At 70.9% G+C, this 15779-nt stretch carries 12 protein-coding genes, 1 tRNA gene and 1 pseudogene; 3 read left to right on the top strand and 11 right to left on the bottom strand.

The genetic code is table 11. The annotated features are described in order from the left end of the window. Nucleotides 1-57: 57 nt before the first annotated feature. Nucleotides 58-489 carry a MerR family transcriptional regulator gene (locus ABEB12_RS15120; protein ID WP_185064072.1) on the bottom strand — a complete coding sequence of 144 codons (432 nt, stop codon included), beginning with the start codon at nucleotides 487-489 and terminating at the stop codon, nucleotides 58-60. A 54-nt stretch (nucleotides 490-543) separates the two neighbouring features. Between ABEB12_RS15120 and ABEB12_RS15115 the strand changes: the two genes are divergently transcribed. After that, entirely contained in the window at nucleotides 544-1149 is a 606-nt protein-coding gene (locus tag ABEB12_RS15115) for a DJ-1/PfpI family protein (RefSeq protein ID WP_185064071.1), read from the top strand. 428 nt (nucleotides 1150-1577) lie between these two features. Here ABEB12_RS15115 and prfA read toward each other — a convergent pair whose 3' ends face one another. From prfA to ABEB12_RS15075, 8 genes are all read right to left on the bottom strand, one after another. After that, on the bottom strand, nucleotides 1578-2666 hold the full coding sequence (prfA, locus tag ABEB12_RS15110) for a peptide chain release factor 1 (protein ID WP_185064070.1): 1089 nt from the start codon (nucleotides 2664-2666) through the stop codon (nucleotides 1578-1580). A gap of 74 nt (nucleotides 2667-2740) precedes the next feature. Further along, complete coding sequence (rpmE, locus tag ABEB12_RS15105; protein WP_185064069.1) at nucleotides 2741-2953, bottom strand: 50S ribosomal protein L31; 213 nt, start codon at nucleotides 2951-2953, stop codon at nucleotides 2741-2743. 144 nt (nucleotides 2954-3097) lie between these two features. Continuing rightward, nucleotides 3098-5191, bottom strand: coding sequence for a transcription termination factor Rho (gene rho, locus ABEB12_RS15100; protein ID WP_221498655.1), 2094 nt, complete (start codon nucleotides 5189-5191; stop codon nucleotides 3098-3100). Between the two features lie 533 nt (nucleotides 5192-5724). Next, nucleotides 5725-6621, bottom strand: a complete 897-nt coding sequence (thrB, locus tag ABEB12_RS15095; protein WP_185064067.1) for a homoserine kinase — start codon at nucleotides 6619-6621, stop codon at nucleotides 5725-5727. A 3-nt stretch (nucleotides 6622-6624) separates the two neighbouring features. Further along, the gene (gene thrC / locus ABEB12_RS15090) at nucleotides 6625-7731 is read right to left on the bottom strand and encodes a threonine synthase (RefSeq protein WP_185064066.1); all 1107 of its coding nucleotides are present in this window, start codon (nucleotides 7729-7731) and stop codon (nucleotides 6625-6627) included. After that, nucleotides 7731-9062: a homoserine dehydrogenase gene (locus tag ABEB12_RS15085; protein WP_185064065.1), complete on the bottom strand. Its 1332-nt coding sequence runs from the start codon at nucleotides 9060-9062 to the stop codon at nucleotides 7731-7733. Before ABEB12_RS15085 ends, thrC begins: the two co-directional genes overlap by 1 nt. Then, nucleotides 9059-10522, bottom strand: coding sequence for a diaminopimelate decarboxylase (lysA, locus tag ABEB12_RS15080; protein WP_185064064.1), 1464 nt, complete (start codon nucleotides 10520-10522; stop codon nucleotides 9059-9061). Before lysA ends, ABEB12_RS15085 begins: the two co-directional genes overlap by 4 nt. After that, on the bottom strand, nucleotides 10519-11391 hold the full coding sequence (locus ABEB12_RS15075; RefSeq protein ID WP_185064063.1) for a DALR anticodon-binding domain-containing protein: 873 nt from the start codon (nucleotides 11389-11391) through the stop codon (nucleotides 10519-10521). The genes lysA and ABEB12_RS15075 overlap by 4 nt, the downstream gene beginning before the upstream one ends. A gap of 113 nt (nucleotides 11392-11504) precedes the next feature. Between ABEB12_RS15075 and ABEB12_RS15070 the strand changes: the two genes are divergently transcribed. Both ABEB12_RS15070 and ABEB12_RS15065 read left to right on the top strand, forming a co-directional pair. Beyond that, nucleotides 11505-11576, top strand: a tRNA-Arg gene (locus tag ABEB12_RS15070). Between the two features lie 374 nt (nucleotides 11577-11950). Further along, nucleotides 11951-12184, top strand: a complete 234-nt coding sequence (locus ABEB12_RS15065; protein WP_345702830.1) for a hypothetical protein — start codon at nucleotides 11951-11953, stop codon at nucleotides 12182-12184. Nucleotides 12185-12208: 24 nt separating this feature from the next. On the opposite strand, the pseudogene ABEB12_RS15060 reads toward ABEB12_RS15065, so the two are convergent. Continuing rightward, nucleotides 12209-13195: pseudogene (locus tag ABEB12_RS15060) on the bottom strand (recombinase family protein); the annotation flags it as partial. Between the two features lie 1199 nt (nucleotides 13196-14394). Next, nucleotides 14395-14526 carry a hypothetical protein gene (locus ABEB12_RS15055; RefSeq protein WP_345702829.1) on the bottom strand — a complete coding sequence of 44 codons (132 nt, stop codon included), beginning with the start codon at nucleotides 14524-14526 and terminating at the stop codon, nucleotides 14395-14397. Nucleotides 14527-15779: the final 1253 nt, after the last annotated feature.

The following is a 15779-nucleotide window of genomic DNA, read 5'->3' as shown; positions in this document are numbered from 1 at the left end:
CGGGTTGGACAGGTTCTCCAACGGCGTACCCCGCTGGGGGTGGGGTCACCCTCGGCGTCACCCTTGACGCGATCGGTCCGGCGCCCAGAGCCGGTCCGCGTCACCGGCGGCCAGTCGGCCCCGGTACACGTCGATCTTGTGGTTGATGGTCTCCAAACTCTCCCGCACCTCGGCCAGCTTGGCGACCACCTCTTCGCGGTGTTCCTCCAACAGGGCCAGCCGCTCCCGCTCGTTGCCCGGCCCCTCGGCGACCAGTTCGGCGTAGCGCCGGATGGTCCTGATCGGCATTCCGGTGGCCCGCAGCTTGGTGCAGACCGTGATCCACGCCAGGTCCAGCTGCTGGTAGCGCCGCCGGCCGCTGGCCGTGCGGTCCACCTCGGTGACCACCAGGCCGGCTCGTTCGTAGTAGCGCAGGGTGTGCACGCTGACCCCGGTGCGGCGGGCCGCCTCGGCGATGCTCACGCCTCCTGGCGTCTCGACTTCGAGCACACTCCAAACCCTAACCGCTCGCCCTGGGGGCCGCCGGGTGCAAGGCTGAGGAGCATGGCTAACACGATTGGCGTGGTGGTCTTCCCGGACGCCGAGGAGCTGGACTTCGTCGGCCCGTGGGAGGTGTTCACCGCTTCGGCGATGCTCCGAGGGCAGGCCGGCTCGGACCCGGACCGGGTGGTGTTGATCGGTCCCGGCCTGGAGCCGGTGCGCTGCGCGAAGGGTCTGCGCGTGGTGCCCGACGCGACGTTCGACGACCACCCGCCGCTGGACGTCATCCTGGTCCCCGGCGGGCAGGGAACCCGCCGGGAGGTGAAGAACGAGAAGTTGTTGCGCTGGCTGGCCGGGGTTTCCTCGGCGGCCCAATGGACCACCAGCGTGTGCACCGGATCGCTGCTGCTGCACGGCGCCGGCCTTGCCGCGGGCAAGCGAGTGGCCACCCACTGGGGTTTCGAGGACGAGCTGGAGAAGCTCGGCGCCAACGTGGTGCGGGACGCGCGCTGGGTCCGGGACGGTCAGATCGTGTCCAGCCAGGGCGTGTCCGCCGGGATCGACATGGCCCTGTGGCTGGTCGGCCAGCTGTACGGCCCCGCCCACGCGCGCGCCACCCAGCGCTACATCCAGTACGACCCCGCCCCGCCCTACCAGGCCGACGTCTAACCCATGATCAGCATGAAATGGCGGTCACTCTCGGGACGGCGGGGCGACCCTCAGGTCATGGTGATCACGGAATCCGCCGGTTTGGGGCGGCTTGGGCGGCGCGGCTCGGTTGGTCTGCCGCGGCTCGGGCAAGGCCGGTTGCGGTTCGCCGGGTGGGCCGTCAGTCCGGGGTGATCGTCATCCGTGGCGGTTTAGCCTCGAAAATCGAGGCTGAAGCGCCAGCGACAGCGATCATGCTCGGCGGAACGGGCGGCACCGCCACGGACGACGATCACCCCGTCCGAATAGCCGCAACCGGCCGCTCCTGAGCCGCGGCAGACCAACCAAGCCGCGCCGCCCAAGCCGCCCTTAAACCCACACCGCGCCAAACCGCCAGCTTCCATGATCATCAAGGCATCCGGGCGCGCCGGCCACCGTGCCCCGATGATCTAGCTGGAGATGGAGTCGGCGCGGTCGGCGGCGACCAGGGCGTCGAGCATGTCGTCCAGGTCGCCGTCCAGGACGCCGTCCAGGTTGTGCGCCTTGTAGTTGACCCGGTGATCGGAGATCCGGTTCTCCGGGAAGTTGTAGGTGCGGATGCGTTCCGAGCGGTCCACGGTGCGCACCTGGGAGCGGCGGTCGGCGGACGCGGCGGCGGCGCGCTGCTCGTCGGCCAGCGCCTGCAGCCGGGAGCGCAGCACCTCCATGGCGCGCGCCCGGTTCTGCAGCTGGGAGCGCTCGTTCTGGCAGGTTACGACGATGCCGGTGGGGATGTGGGTGAGCCGCACCGCGGAGTCGGTGGTGTTCACGCTCTGCCCGCCGTGGCCGGACGAGCGGTAGACGTCCACCCGCAGGTCCTTCTCGTCGATCTCGATGTCGCCGGCCTCTTCGACCTCCGGGTAGACCAGCACGCCGGCCGCCGAAGTGTGGATGCGGCCCTGTGACTCGGTCACCGGCACCCGCTGCACGCGGTGCACGCCGCCCTCGTACTTCAGCCGCGACCACACGCCGTCCACGCCGTCACTGGGCCGGCCCCGGATGGACAGCGTGACGTCCTTGAACCCGCCCAGGTCGGAGTCGGTGCCGCCGAGCATCTCGGTCTTCCAGCCGCGACGCTCGGCGTAGCGCTGGTACATGCGCAGCAGGTCGCCGGCGAACAGCGCGGACTCCTCGCCACCGGCGCCGGCCTTCACCTCGAGCACCACGTCGTCGCCGTCGTGCGGGTCGCGCGGCACCAGCAATTCGGCCAGCTTGCGCTCCAGTTCGTCCGCCCGGCCGCTCAGTTCCTCGGCCTCGGCGGCGAACGCGGCGTCCTCGGCGGACAGCTCGCGGGCGGTGGCCAGGTCGTCCCGGACGGTGTTCAGCTCGCGCGCGGTGCGCACGATCGGGCCGATCTGCGCGTAGCGCCGGCCCAGCGAGCGGGCGGTTGCGGCGTCGGCGTGCACCGCCGGGTCGGCCAGCCGGGTCTCCAGGTCGGTGTACTCGGTGAGCAGCGCGTTCAGCCCGGGAGCGCCCTGCTCCGAAGACGTCACGGCCATCGACTACCTCCCTGGTCAAGAAAAACGCCCGTCCAACACCCGGGCGAGCGGGCGTGGACGGGCGTTGATCGAAGCTACTTGGCGCGCTTTCCGTAGCGCTTCTCGAAGCGGGCAACCCGGCCACCGCTGTCCAGGATCTTCTGCTTCCCGGTGTAGAACGGGTGGCAGTTGGAGCAGACCTCGACGTGGATCGAGCCGCTCTTCTTGGTGCTGTGGGTGGTGAACGTGTTGCCGCAGCTACAGGTCACCTCGGTGGTGACGTAGTCCGGGTGGATACCAGTCTTCACGTGCGGTCCTCTCATCATGGCCGCCGGGTCCCCCGCGCACGGGGGTGAACCGGAGCCGAATCAGCCGACATCCAGTATCTCACTGGACGAAACTCGGCCGGACACCGCCTATAACAAGCGGTGCCCGGCTCGTGTTCCGCAGACCTAGTCCCGGTCGTCGACGTTCGGGGTGTTCTTGGAGACCTGCATCAGGAACTCCGCGTTGGTACGGGTCTTGCGCAGCTGGGTGAGCACCAGGTCCAGGGCCTGCTGGTCGTCCAGTGCGGACAACACCCGGCGCAGCTTGACGGTGATCGCCATCTCGTCCGGCGCGAGCAGCAGTTCCTCCTTGCGGGTGCCGGAGGCGTCGATGTCGATGGCCGGGAACACCCGCTTGTCGGCGATTCGCCGGTCCAGCTTGAGCTCCGCGTTGCCGGTGCCCTTGAACTCCTCGAAGATGACCGTGTCCATGGTGGACCCGGTCTCCACCAGCGCGGTGGCGAAGATGGTCAGGGAGCCGCCGTTCTCGATGTTCCGCGCCGCGCCGAGGAACCGCTTCGGCGGGTACAGCGCCGTGGAGTCGACACCACCGGACAGGATCCGACCGGAGGCCGGTGCCGCCAGGTTGTAGGCCCGGCCCAGGCGGGTGATCGAGTCGAGCAGCACCACCACGTCCTGGCCCTCCTCGACCAGGCGCTTGGCCCGCTCGATGGACAGCTCGGCGACCGTGGTGTGGTCCGACGGCGGGCGGTCGAAGGTGGAGGCGATGACCTCACCCTTCACCGACCGCTGCATGTCGGTGACCTCTTCCGGCCGCTCGTCCACCAGCACCACCATCAGGTGGCACTCCGGGTTGTTGGTGGTGATCGCGTTGGCGATGGCCTGCAGGATCATCGTCTTGCCGGCCTTGGGCGGCGAGACGATGAGCGCACGCTGGCCCTTGCCGATCGGCATCACCAGGTCGATCACCCGGGTGGTGAGCTTGTGCGACTCGGTCTCGAGGCGCAGCCGCTCGTTCGGGTAGAGCGGGGTCAGCTTGGTGAACTCGGGGCGCTTCTTGGCGACCTCCGGGTCCTTCCAGTTGATCGAGTCGACCCGGACCAGCGGGTTGAACTTCTGCCGCTGCTGCTCGCCCTCGCGCGGCTGGCGCACCACGCCGGCCACGTGGTCGCCCCGGCGCAGCCCGTGCCGGCGCACCATGGACAGCGACACGTAGACGTCGTCCGGCCCGGACAGGTACCCGGTGGTGCGCACGAACGCGTAGTTGTCCAGCACGTCCAGGATGCCCGCGACCGGGGTGAGCACGTCGTCGTCGCGCAGCTCCGGCTCGGTGTTGCCACCGCCGCCGCCACCGCCGCCCTCACGGCGGTCCCGGCTGCCCCGGCGGTTGCGGTCGCGGAACCGGCGACCGCGCCGGCGGCCGCCGCCATCCTCGTCGTCGTCGCCCCGGTCCCGGTTGTCGCCCCGGTCCCGGTCGCGGTTGTTGTCGCGGTCCCGGTTGTCGCGGTCGCGGTTGTTGTCGCGGTCGCGGTCCCGGTTGCCGCCTTCGCGGTCGCGGTTGCCCCGGCCGCCGTCGCGCCCGCCCCGGCCCTCGCCGTCCTGGTCGCCATCGGCGCGGCCGGCGTCCGGCTTGTCGGCCTCGGCCGGCTTGCCGTTCTCCGCCTTCGGCGCATCGGACCGGCCGGTGTCCGGCTTGGCCGTCTCCCCGTCGGCGTTGGCGTTCGGCGCACCGGCCGCCCTGGTCGCCGCGCGGCGGCGGCGGCTGGGCCGGGCCGGCGCCTCGGCACCGTCGGCGGGGGCGTCCGCGCTGGTCACGGCGTCGGCGGACGGCGCGGACTCGGTCTTCACGGCCTCGGTCGAGGACTCCGTCTTCACGGGCTCGCTCGGGGACTCGGCCTTCGCGGCCTCGCTCGAGGGCGCGGACTCGGTCTTCGCCGGATCTCCGGACGGCGCGGCTTCGGTCTTCGGGGCCTCGGCCTTCGCGGCGCCGGCGTCCGACCGCGCGGTCTCGCTCGGCGCGGACCCGGTCTCGGCGGCGGACGAGTGACCGGCGCCGTTGCTCTCGGGGGCGCCACCCGCCGGCTTCCCGGCGGATTCCTGCTTCGCGTCCTCGGCCAGCGCGAGCTGGCCCTGGGACACGCCCGACTTGCCGCCGGCCTGGCGCTCCTTGATCGCCGCGATCAGGTCGTTGCGGCGCATCCCGGAGGTGTCCGGGATGTTCAGCTCACCGGCCAGCTGGCGCAGTTCGGCGAGGACCATGCCGGTCAACCCGCCACGACGGCGCGTGGTGTTTCCGTTCGCCGCTGCCCCGTCGGGCGCGTCCTTCGGGGCATCGGCGGGGGCACCGGCCGAATCGGCGGCTTCGGCCGCCGTCTGCTCGGTGCCGATGGTGTCGGTGTCGCTCACAAAGTTCCTTCCTAACCGACCAGCACCGGCGTGCTGCTCAGCGGATTTGTCGCCGGCGCCGTCTGCACGGCGACGTGGTCGAAACGCGGAGGCAATGGCTCGGGTAAATCCACCTTGGCGGCTCACCAGACCCACCGCGCGCGTCGACGAATACAACGGACAACAACCAGCTCCATAACCAATTACCGACGCCCTCCGCGCTTCAACGCAGCACGACTCGAGATAGAGATCAATACCCGGGTTTCAGCTCGGGAGAGTACCGGCGTGGATCACGCGCGGTCGTTGTACGGGCCCGAGCGTAGAGGACGGGCGCCGACCGGGCAACAACGATCCCCGGTGTGCCACCCGCGCGGGGCAGTTCAACGTGCCTTTCCACCCCACACCGATCACCCGGTCGCCAGCTGCGCACCCTGTCGGTCCACCCCCATCGGGGTGAGGATAAACCCCGGTGGTGCCGGGTCCGGGGAGGACTCGCCGGCCACCGGCAGGGCGAGCACGGTCGGGCCGGCACCGGAGATCACCGCCGGGACGCCCCGCTCGCGCAGCGCCTCCACCAGCGCCAGCGACGCGGGATAGGCCGGTCGGCGGTACGGCTGGTGCAGCCGGTCCTCGGTGGCCAGCATGAGCAGTTCCGGGCGCGTGGTGAACGCGCAGACGCCGAGCGCGGTGCGACTGGCGGTGAACGCCGCATCGGCCAGCGGCACCCGTTCCGGCAGTAGTCCCCGGGTGACCGAGGTGGCGGACTCCTCGCCGGCGATGAACGCCACCGGCGCCAGCTCGGCGTGCGGTTCCAGGCGCGCCGCGCCGTATGTCTCCCCGGCCTGCCAAGCCACCACGAAACCGCCGAGCAGCGCCGCGGCCGCGTTGTCCGCGTGCCCCTCCATCCGGGACGTGACCTGCAACAACGCGTCCGGCACCTCGGCCGGCTCCAACCCCAGCAGGCCGGCGGCGGCGACCGCGCCGGCCACCGAAGCGGCCGCCGAGGAGCCGAGTCCCCGGCCGTGCGGGATGCGGTTGTGGCAGCGCAGCCGGATCCCGGGCGGCGGCTTCCCGTAGTCCTCCAGCGCCTCGAACGCGGCCCGCATGGCGCGCACCACCAGGTGCCGCTCGTCGCGGGGCACCGCCTCGGCGCCCTCGCCGAACACCTCGACCACCAGGCCGTCGTCGGCCGGCGAGGCGTACACCTCGTCGTGAAACGCCAGCGCGAGGCCCAGCGTGTCGAAGCCGGGCCCCAGGTTGGCCGAGGAGGCCGGCACCGTGACCTTGATCTCCCGGCTGGCCATGGATCAGGCCAGGCCGAGTGCGGAAGCCACCGCGTTCGGGTCCGCCTCGAGCACCACCGGGTCGGCGGCCGCGAGCAGCGCGGTGTCCGGGTCCTTCAGGCCGTGCCCGGTCACCGTGCACACCACCCGCGACCCGGCCGGCAGCGTGCCCGCCCGCCCGACCTGCAACAACCCGGCCACGCTGGCCGCCGAGGCCGGCTCCACGAACACCGCCTCCCGGGAGGAGAGCAGCCGGTAGGCGGTCAGGATCTCCTCGTCGGTCACCGCGGCGAACAGCCCGTCCGACTCGTCCCGCGCCGCCACCGCGCCGCCCCAGGAGGCGGGCGCACCGATCCGGATCGCGGTGGCGATGGTCTCCGGCTCGCGCACCGGCTCGCCGTGCACCAGCGGCGCGGCGCCGGCCGCCTGGAACCCGAACATGCGAGGCAACGAGGTGATCAGGCCCTCGCTGTGATAGGCGCGGTAACCGGCCCAGTAGGCGGTGATGTTGCCCGCGTTGCCCACCGGGAGGCAGTGCACGTCCGGCGGCCCGCCCAGCTCGTCGCAGATCTCGTAGGCCGCGCTGGCCTGGCCGGCGATCCGGGCCGGGTTGACCGAGTTCACCAGGGTGGCCACCGGGTACTCGGCGGCGGTCTTGCGGGCCAGTTCCAGGCAGGCGTCGAAGTTACCCTCGATCTGCAGGATCTTCGCGCCGTGGGCCACCGCCTGGGCCAGCTTGCCCAGCGCGATCTTGCCCTGCGGCACCAGGACCGCGCAGGTCAGCCCGGCGCGCGCGGCGTAGGCGGCGGCCGAGGCCGAGGTGTTGCCGGTGGACGCGCAGAGCACGCCCTGCGCGCCCTTGGCCAGGGCGGCGGTGACCGCGACGGTCATGCCGCGGTCCTTGAACGAGCCGGTCGGGTTGGCCCCGTCCACCTTGAGGTAGACCTCACAGCCCACCCGGTCGGACAGGTGCGGCGCGGGCAGCAGCGGGGTACCGCCCTCGCCGAGGGTCACCACCCGCCAGTCCGGCTCGACCGGCATCCGGTCCCGGTACGCCTCGATCACCCCGGGCCAGCGCACCCGGTTGCGTTGCCGCGCCACCTCGGCGACCACTGCTTCTGCCCCTTGCATCACGTCACTCCCAATGCGGTCACCGGACGGCCGAGGTTCTCCACCCGCAGCACCCGGTCCACGCCGAACACCTCGTCCAGCTCGCCGAGCGCGGCAACGGTAGCCGCGAGCGCGGCATCCGGCGCCAGGTGGGTGACGATGACCAGGCGCGCGCCGCGCGCACCGGCGTCCCTCGGCGTGACGTCCTGGCGGACGGTGGCGATGCTGACGCCCTGCTGGGCGAACAGCCCGGCGATGGTGGCCAGCACGCCCGCGCGGTCGTCCACCTCGAGGCTGATGTGGTAGCGGGTCGGGGTGGCGCCCATCGGCCGGATGGGCAGGCCGGCGGCCGCCGACTCGCGCGGGCCCCGCCCGCCGGCGACCCGGTTGCGGGCCACCGCCACCAGGTCGCCCATGATCGCGCTGGCGGTCGGCGCACCGCCCGCGCCCTGGCCGTAGAACATCAGCTGGCCGGCCGCCTCGGCCTCCACGAACACCGCGTTGTACGCGCCGTCCACCGAGGCCAGCGGGTGCCCGAGCGGCACCATCGCCGGGTAGACCCGGGCGGACACGGACTCGGGCTCACCCGGTACCCGCTCGCAGATGGCCAGCAGCTTCACCGTGCACCCGACCGCCTCGGCCGCCGCGATGTCGGCCGAGGTCACCGCGCTGATCCCCTCGCAGTACACGTCGGCGGCGGAGACCCGGGTGTGGAAGGCCAGGGTGGCCAGGATGGCCGCCTTGGCCTGTGCGTCGAACCCGTCCACGTCGGCGCTCGGGTCGGCCTCCGCGTAGCCCAGCTCGGTGGCCTCGTCCAGCGCCTCGTGGTAGCCGGTGCCGGAGGAGGCCATCGCGGAGAGGATGAAGTTGGTGGTGCCGTTGACGATCCCGGCCACCCGGTTGATCTTGTCGCCGGCCAGCGACTCGCGCAGCGGGCGCAGCAGCGGGATCGCGCCGGCCACCGAGGCCTCGTAGTAGAGGTCGGCGCCGGACGCGTCGGCGGCCTCGGCCAGCGTCACGCCGTCCTCGGCCAGCAGCGCCTTGTTCGCGGTGACCACCCCCCGGCCCGCCTTGAGCGCGTCCAGCAGCAGGCCGCGCGCCGGGTCGATGCCGCCGATCACCTCGACCACGACGTCCACGTCCGGCCGGTTGACCAGGCCGGACGCATCGGCGGTGAGCAGCTCGGCCGGCACCTCGGGGTGCTTGTGCGGGCGGCGCACGGCCACTCCGACCAGCTCCACCGGCGCGCCGACCCGGGCGGCCAGCTCGACGGACTGCTCGCCGAGCAGCCGCACCACCTCGCCGCCGACCGTGCCGCACCCCAACAGCGCCACCCGTATCGGGTCGCTCACCGTGCCTCCCCCGAGTCGGTGACTTCCAGCCGGAACAGGTCCTCGTCGGTCTCCCGGCGCAGCAGCACCCGGTGCTCGCCGTCGGCCACCGCGACCACGGCCGGGCGGGGCAGCCGGTTGTACGCGCTGGCCATGGCGTAGCAGTACGCCCCGGTGGCGCCGATCGCGATGAGGTCGCCGGGGGCCAGGTCGGAGGGCAGCCAGCAGTCCCAGACCAGCACGTCACCCGACTCGCAGTGCTTGCCGACCACGCGGGACAGGGTGGCCCCGGAGGCGGCGGTCGTCCGGGAGACCAGCCGGCAGTCGTAGCGCGCGTCGTACAGCGCCGGCCGGATGTTGTCGCTCATTCCGCCGTCCACGCTGACGTAGCGCCGCGAGCTGCCGTGCCCCAGCGGCACATCCTTCAGCGTGCCCACCTCGTACAGCGTGACCGTGCCGGGGCCGACGATCGCCCGGCCCGGCTCCACCATCACCTTCGGCATGGCCAGGCCGGCGTCCGCGCACTCCTTGCCCACGATGTCCAGCAGCTGCCCGGCCAGCGCGTCCACCGGCGGCGGGTCGTCGTCGGGCAGGTAGGCGATGCCGAGGCCGCCGCCGAGGTCCAGGGAGGTGATCGACTCGGTCCGGGCGGGGCCGTGCTCGGTCAGCAGATCGGCAAGCAGACCGACCACGCGACGGGCGGCCACCTCGAAGCCGTTCGCGTCGAAGATCTGCGAGCCGATGTGGCTGTGCAGCCCGATCAGCTCCAGCCCGTCGCACTTGAGCACCCTGCGCACCGCCTCGGCGGCGTCCGAGTCACCCTCCGGCCCGTGCGCGGCCAGCGAGAACCCGAACTTCTGGTCCTCGTGCGCGGTGGCGATGAACTCGTGGGTGTGCGCCTCCACGCCGACCGTCACCCGGATCATCACCGGCTGCCGGACACCCCGGTCGCGGGCCACCTGGTCCAGCCGGGCGATCTCGAAGAACGAGTCCAGCACGACGGTGCCGACCCCGGCCGCCACGCCCTGTTCGAGTTCCGCCACGGACTTGTTGTTGCCGTGCATGGCGATGCGCTCGGGCGGGAACCCGGCCCGCAGCGCGATGGCCAGCTCGCCGCCGCTGCACACGTCCAGGGAGAGCCCCTCGGCGGCGATCCACCGGGCCACCTCGGTGCACAGGAACGCCTTCGCCGCGTAGTGCACCGCGCTCGGCTCGCCGTAGGCCTGGGCGAACTCCCGGCAGCGGGAACGGAAGTCGGCCTCGTCCAGCACGAACAGCGGCGTGCCGTAGCGCGCGGCCAGCTCCCGGACGTCCACGCCGGCGATCTCCACCGCGCCGTCTGTCGTACGCCGGCCGGCGTTGCGCGGCCACACGTTCGGCGCCAGCGTGTCCAGTTCTTCCGGGGTTGCCGGCGGGATGCCGGCGGCGTGGGCCGGGATGTTCAGGTCGGCGTGCCGGGGTCCGGCGGGGTGCGCTCTCACATTCGCTCCGGGGCGCTCACGCCGAGCAGGCCCAGGCCGTCGGCCATGACCCGGCGGGCGGCCGCGCCCAGCGCCACCCTCGCTCGGTGTTGTTCGGATGTCGGTTCGTCGCCCTTGGGCAGGGCGGGGCAGTGCCGTTCGAACTCCGCCACCAGGCCGGCCAGCCGTTCCAGGTAGCGGGTGATCTTCGGCCCGGTTCTCGCCAGGACGGGGAACTCGGCGAGGGCGGCGGTCAGCGCGTCCTCGGCCGGGTGCCCGAGCAGCTCGAACCGGTCGCCGGGTGTGATCTTCAACGCTTGCGCGTGCCGGGCCAGCGCGGCCAGCCTGGCGTGCGTGTAGCGGACCCGGTAAACCGGGTTCTCCTCGGTGTACCGGGCCAGCAGCCGGGTGTCGGTGATCACCGGTGACCGGTGCAGCGCGTACCGCGCGGCGTCCACACCGACCGCGTCGGCCAGCCCCTGGTCGACCGGCTCCTGGCCGACCGGATCCGGGTCGACCGGCTCCGGGGGGTCTCCGGCGCCGTCCAGCAGCTTTCCGATCACTGCCGCCCTGGGCGCCGGACCCAGCCGGAAGTTCACGAACCCGGCCCCGGCCGCTTCCGCCCCGACCACGTCCGGGTGCTCCCCCAACCGCGCCGCCACCCGTTCGGCCAGCTCAGCGGCCGGCACGCGGCAAACCCCGGCGACTTTCAGGGCCACCGCGCTGGCGTAACAACCGCGTTCCGCCGCCGGCTCACGGGTGATCACCCGGGGCGCCGCGGCCGCCGCCCAGTCGATCCCGGGCAGCACGACGTCGGCGTCGATCCCCCGATCGGCGAGGGCGCCCGTGGTCGCTGCCCGGAGCAGCGCGGTGAGCTCGGCGGAAGTCACCCGGGAAGTCTAGAGCGTGTCCCACGCCTCATCACCGGCCGCGACTGCTCCGAGCGCCCCGCCGAACCCGTGCGCACGCGTGCGCTAGGCTTAGCGAGCGGCAACCGCAAGTTGCCCCCGTAGCTCAGGGGATAGAGCACCGCCCTCCGGAGGCGGGAGCGCAGGTTCGAATCCTGCCGGGGGCACGTACAGCATCCACACGGAACCCGTTGTTGGCCGTTTGGCCCGGGTTGTCGTCGTGTGGGGGCATGATTTCGGTGATCCTTTCGGCTGTGTCAGCGATGGCGGGTAGGTCGTCGGCGGGCAGCGTAATGGTGATGGTCACGTTGTCGCTGTCGTGTTCGTGGACCGTGAGCTTGGTGATCTCGAACAACCGGCGCAGCAGCTCCTCAGGTGCGCGGTGCAGGCTGATGACCAGGTGAGGCAGCGCATCCAGTAGCGCCGCGTCGTTGGCTGTTGGCCGGTGCGGCTCGGCCTGGTCGGTCGTGTCCAGATCGGCGAGGATCGTGTGGATCGTGGATTTCTCGGCTTCGAGTTGGTTGTATGTGCCGCGTAGGGCTTGGGTGAACGGGTCGTTGGGGTCGCCGTCCTGGGCTTGCTGCATGAGGTTGTGCTGCCGTTGCGCGATCTTCGCCAGCTGCGCTTGCCAGCGTTTCCGCTCGTTGTCCCGCGCTTCGGTCTGTTGGTCGTCGACGCCGGCGAGGTCGGCGGCGAGGAGTTCTTGGCGGTGTGGGCCGAAGACGCGATCGGCGTAGAACCGGGAGATCGCGTCCATCAGGGCGTCTTCGCGTAGGTACACGGTTTTGGGGTGGCCGGCGTAGGTGTCGGGGCGGCCGCGGTTGTTGTTGCGCGGCCAGCACAGGTAGTAGGTGCGGCCGTGACGTTGGTTGCCGGTCATCCGCCGCCCGCACCGACAGAAGATCATGCCGCGCAGCACATAGGTCCGCCTGGTCCCGGTGTGGTTGTTGGGCTCGTTGCCGTCTCGGGAGCCGCGTCTCGCGCCCCGGCGGGCGGCCAGCTCGTCATACATCCACTTGGGGATGAGCGGCTCGTGCACGGGTTCGGGTGACCACACCCACTTCATCGGGTCGTTCACCTTCCCGTGCCGCGACCGGGACGCGCGCCGGTTGAACACCTGGTAGCCGGTGTATTTCGGGTTCCGCAGAATCTCCATGACGCTGGTCTTCCCCCACGCCCCGCGTGCGCGGGCTTTGCTGGTCGGCTCCGGTGGCGGGTATCTGTCCAGGTCGGCGTTGAGCCGGTCAGCGATGGTGTCGTAGCCGAGCCGCTCGTGGTAGCGCCACAACGCGATCTGCGTGACGGTCTCCGCGCGTGCGGCGTCGGGTTCGAGGCGGGTTTTGGTGTGGCCGCGCTCGGCCTTGACCGGGTTGGGGTGGCGGTAGGTTTTCGCCTTGTACCCGTAGCAGGGTTTGCCGATGTTCCAGCCATCCCGCACATGGGTGCACAGCCCACCCCAGGATTGTTCGAGGGTGTTCGCGACTTCCCACTCGGCGACGCTTTGGTTGATCCGCCGCTGCAGCAGACGCTGCGCCCAGCTGCCGTCCAGGGTGATCGGCTCGTTCGACGCGAACAGCGGCACCTCAGCCCGCTCCAACTCACGCTCGATCTCCAAGCTCTCGAACGTGCGCCGCGCGATGCGCGACACGCTCTCACAAATCACCACGTCGAACCGCCGCCCCGGATGCTTGGCCTCGGCCAACAGGTCCGCGATCCCGCCGTCGCGGGAGATCGGGATATCGAACCGCTCGTAGTCGACGCCCTGTCCGCGCTGCTCCAGCTCCATCCGGCCCGACTCGACATCGAAGAAATGGGCCACGATCACCCACGCCTCCGGCAACGCCCGCCGACTGTTCTCCAGCTGCCGGATCATCGACTGGCGCGGGTCTTGCTGGTCCTCGGTCGAGCAGCGCCCCACGAACGCCACCCGCACCTCACCACCCAACAACCGGGTCGGCGCACCCATCGGCGAGACCGCGTAGTCCGACAACCCGGACGGCCCCGACACCGGCACCCGCGCGGACACCACACCCGCCGGGCGGCGAGACCCGCTCGGCAACCCTGGCCGGTCCCGATTTCTCGGTCTCGGCGGGTTGACTGGCTGGTTAGCCACGTGAATTCCTTTCGTCCTTGGCGCGCGCCCCGACGGTCACGTCAAGCGTTCGATTGACCATTTCGAGGCATCTTGCAGCCACAAAACACAGCATCCCGAACCGCGCGCCATCTAAATAGTTCTGACCGTGGTCAGCGGCTCGCATCCAGCAATCAATTCTAACACTATTTCTACTGGTCAACAGCACTACGCCACGGCTCCAGTCACCGTCGACACGGAGTTTCTAGCAGGTCCTGCACCCTTCGTTCAGATTTGTCCCGGGCCAGTTGCGAGGGAGACGAGATAGGCTCGCGAGAGACAATCTCGCGAGATTGAGTTTCTCGAACGTCTCGGGAGAATCGAGACACTTGGTCTCGCCACTCATCTCCCCCGTGATCGATCGCGAGATCGGTCTCGCGACTAGTCACGTTTGGAAATTCGGAAGTCTCGTGGCGGTCCCGCATCACAAGCCGCCCCGTGCGTGAGCGCCGCCGGTACGTGCAACTGGTGCACGTCGCGGGCCAGGCGGCGGCATCGGCGAACTCCTCACGCGACCACGGGGGCATAGAGCGGCATCGGTTCCGCGCACTTCCCCGCCACGATCGGCGCCGCCGGCTTGCACCTCGGTCACCGCCGGGGCGGCCGCGGTGGTGCCCACGCGCTGGTGGCCGCGACCACTACGAGCCAACGGCGCCGCGCACAAGGGCACCCGAACGGACAACGTGCCTCTGGCACGACGCCCGAGTGGGATATGCCGGCGGTGACGCCGTGGAGGCCACGTGGGGGCCGCTGAGCCGGCTGCAGCGACCACCGGGCACAACGCCGGTCCGGGCGGAAGGCCCGTCGCCTTCCTGAGCTACCGCATCTCCTGAGACCCCTTCCCGACCGGTGTCTCACGCCGCGGCCCGCTCATCGCCGCCGGTGCCGCGCGGGTCCACCACGCGATCCCGCTGAGCCTCACCGCGCCCATCCGCCAGGCGGTCCTCCCGGTCCTCGGCGGCCCAGACCAGCAGCTCACGCACCACCGCTGCAAGCTCAGCTTGGAGCCGCCGCCCCTCCGAACCGCCCACTCGCTGGATCTGACCGGAGTACTCCACGACGCGCCGCCGTGGACGCCGCTTGTTCATGCTTGTTCTCCGACTGGCCCGGCCCACGAGCCGGGCCATCGCAGGAAACAGCAGCGATTCCCGATCGACAGCCCCGCGGGCCGTCCAGCCCCTAACTCCGGTTTTCCGCCGGTTTGGGGACACCCCACCCGAGACGTCCACTCCAACGGACCAGCCGTTTGCGCCGTCCTGCCGCTCATCGCCCTCCCACACCCGGATCCGGCCGTGCAATGCCCTTCACGGGTAAGAGACGGGTCGACACCGCCGAAACCGGACAACCCAATTTCGAACGACCCGGCCAAGGGCCGGCCGTCCCCGGCGCGCGAGCGACGCGGGTACCTGGCAGTCGATCGAGTGCTTGCTGTGCTCCACACCTGGTACAAGGCGCGCCGCGCTGGCGGAATCTGGACAGCACGGACGGTCGGAGCCCGGACGGAGCAGCCCCGCCAGCTCGGCCGGAGCGGATACACAGCAGGCCGCACAACGCGACCTGCCCGCCCACCCCTCCGGGGTGGGCCAACGCGGGCCATGCGTCGCCGACGCGTCTTGTGACCCTTGAAGGGTCAGTCGGGGCCCGCCGAAGCTACATCACGTAGCTGTGAGCAGCGACTTTGACGCCGCGAGGGTCCGCCACTCTAGGTGGCTGGGTGACTGGCGCACTCGCTGGCGGAACCTCTGGCGGAACCTCTGGCGGGGTCGCTGGCACCGTCCCCTGCCCTATCCACCGCACCGGATGAACAAGTCAACATCTACGCGCACCGCCCCCACACCCCCAACCATCTTTGTCGGGCCTGACCAAACGGGCGGCACTACCCACGCTGACCTGGCTAAACACCCTTAGGACGCCCGTGTGGGCAACGTCGCGAAACGAGCACCGAAACGACCTGGGAAACGACCACGGATCAGAGCAGGGAAACGAACCCTGGAAATTCGCCGGCCATGACTATGAATCTTCCCGGACGGCCTGAACATGCACCGATTCTACCATTTGCGCTGGTCAAGAGCCGCAAAGTGGCAACAGCGCGAGCGCCGCGCCGGGCCAACGTCAGCGTCGCGTCAGTAGCGCCGAGCCGCGTCGCCTCCGCTAAGCAACCACTACGCCGACATCAGCCAGCGCTTCCACTTCGACCTTGACCAGCATAAACACACTAAGCTTAGTCACTAAGCTTAGT

This window comes from Actinospineispora eucalypti (genome assembly GCF_039543365.1).
Lineage (GTDB): Bacteria > Actinomycetota > Actinomycetes > Mycobacteriales > Pseudonocardiaceae > Pseudonocardia > Pseudonocardia eucalypti.
Note: the sequence above shows the minus strand (reverse complement) of the source record. Positions and strands in the feature narration are given on the sequence as shown.

Bases quoted from the DNA above. Each gene is read 5' to 3' on its own strand.
- ABEB12_RS15115 (WP_185064071.1), top strand. From the start codon at position 544: ATGGCTAACACGATTGGCGTGGTGGTCTTCCCGGACGCCGAGGAGCTG.
- thrC (WP_185064066.1), bottom strand. From the start codon at position 7,731: ATGCAAGGGGCAGAAGCAGTGGTCGCCGAGGTGGCGCGGCAACGCAAC.
- thrB (WP_185064067.1), bottom strand. From the start codon at position 6,621: ATGGCCAGCCGGGAGATCAAGGTCACGGTGCCGGCCTCCTCGGCCAAC.
- rho (WP_221498655.1), bottom strand. From the start codon at position 5,191: ATGGTCCTCGCCGAACTGCGCCAGCTGGCCGGTGAGCTGAACATCCCG.
- prfA (WP_185064070.1), bottom strand. From the start codon at position 2,666: ATGGCCGTGACGTCTTCGGAGCAGGGCGCTCCCGGGCTGAACGCGCTG.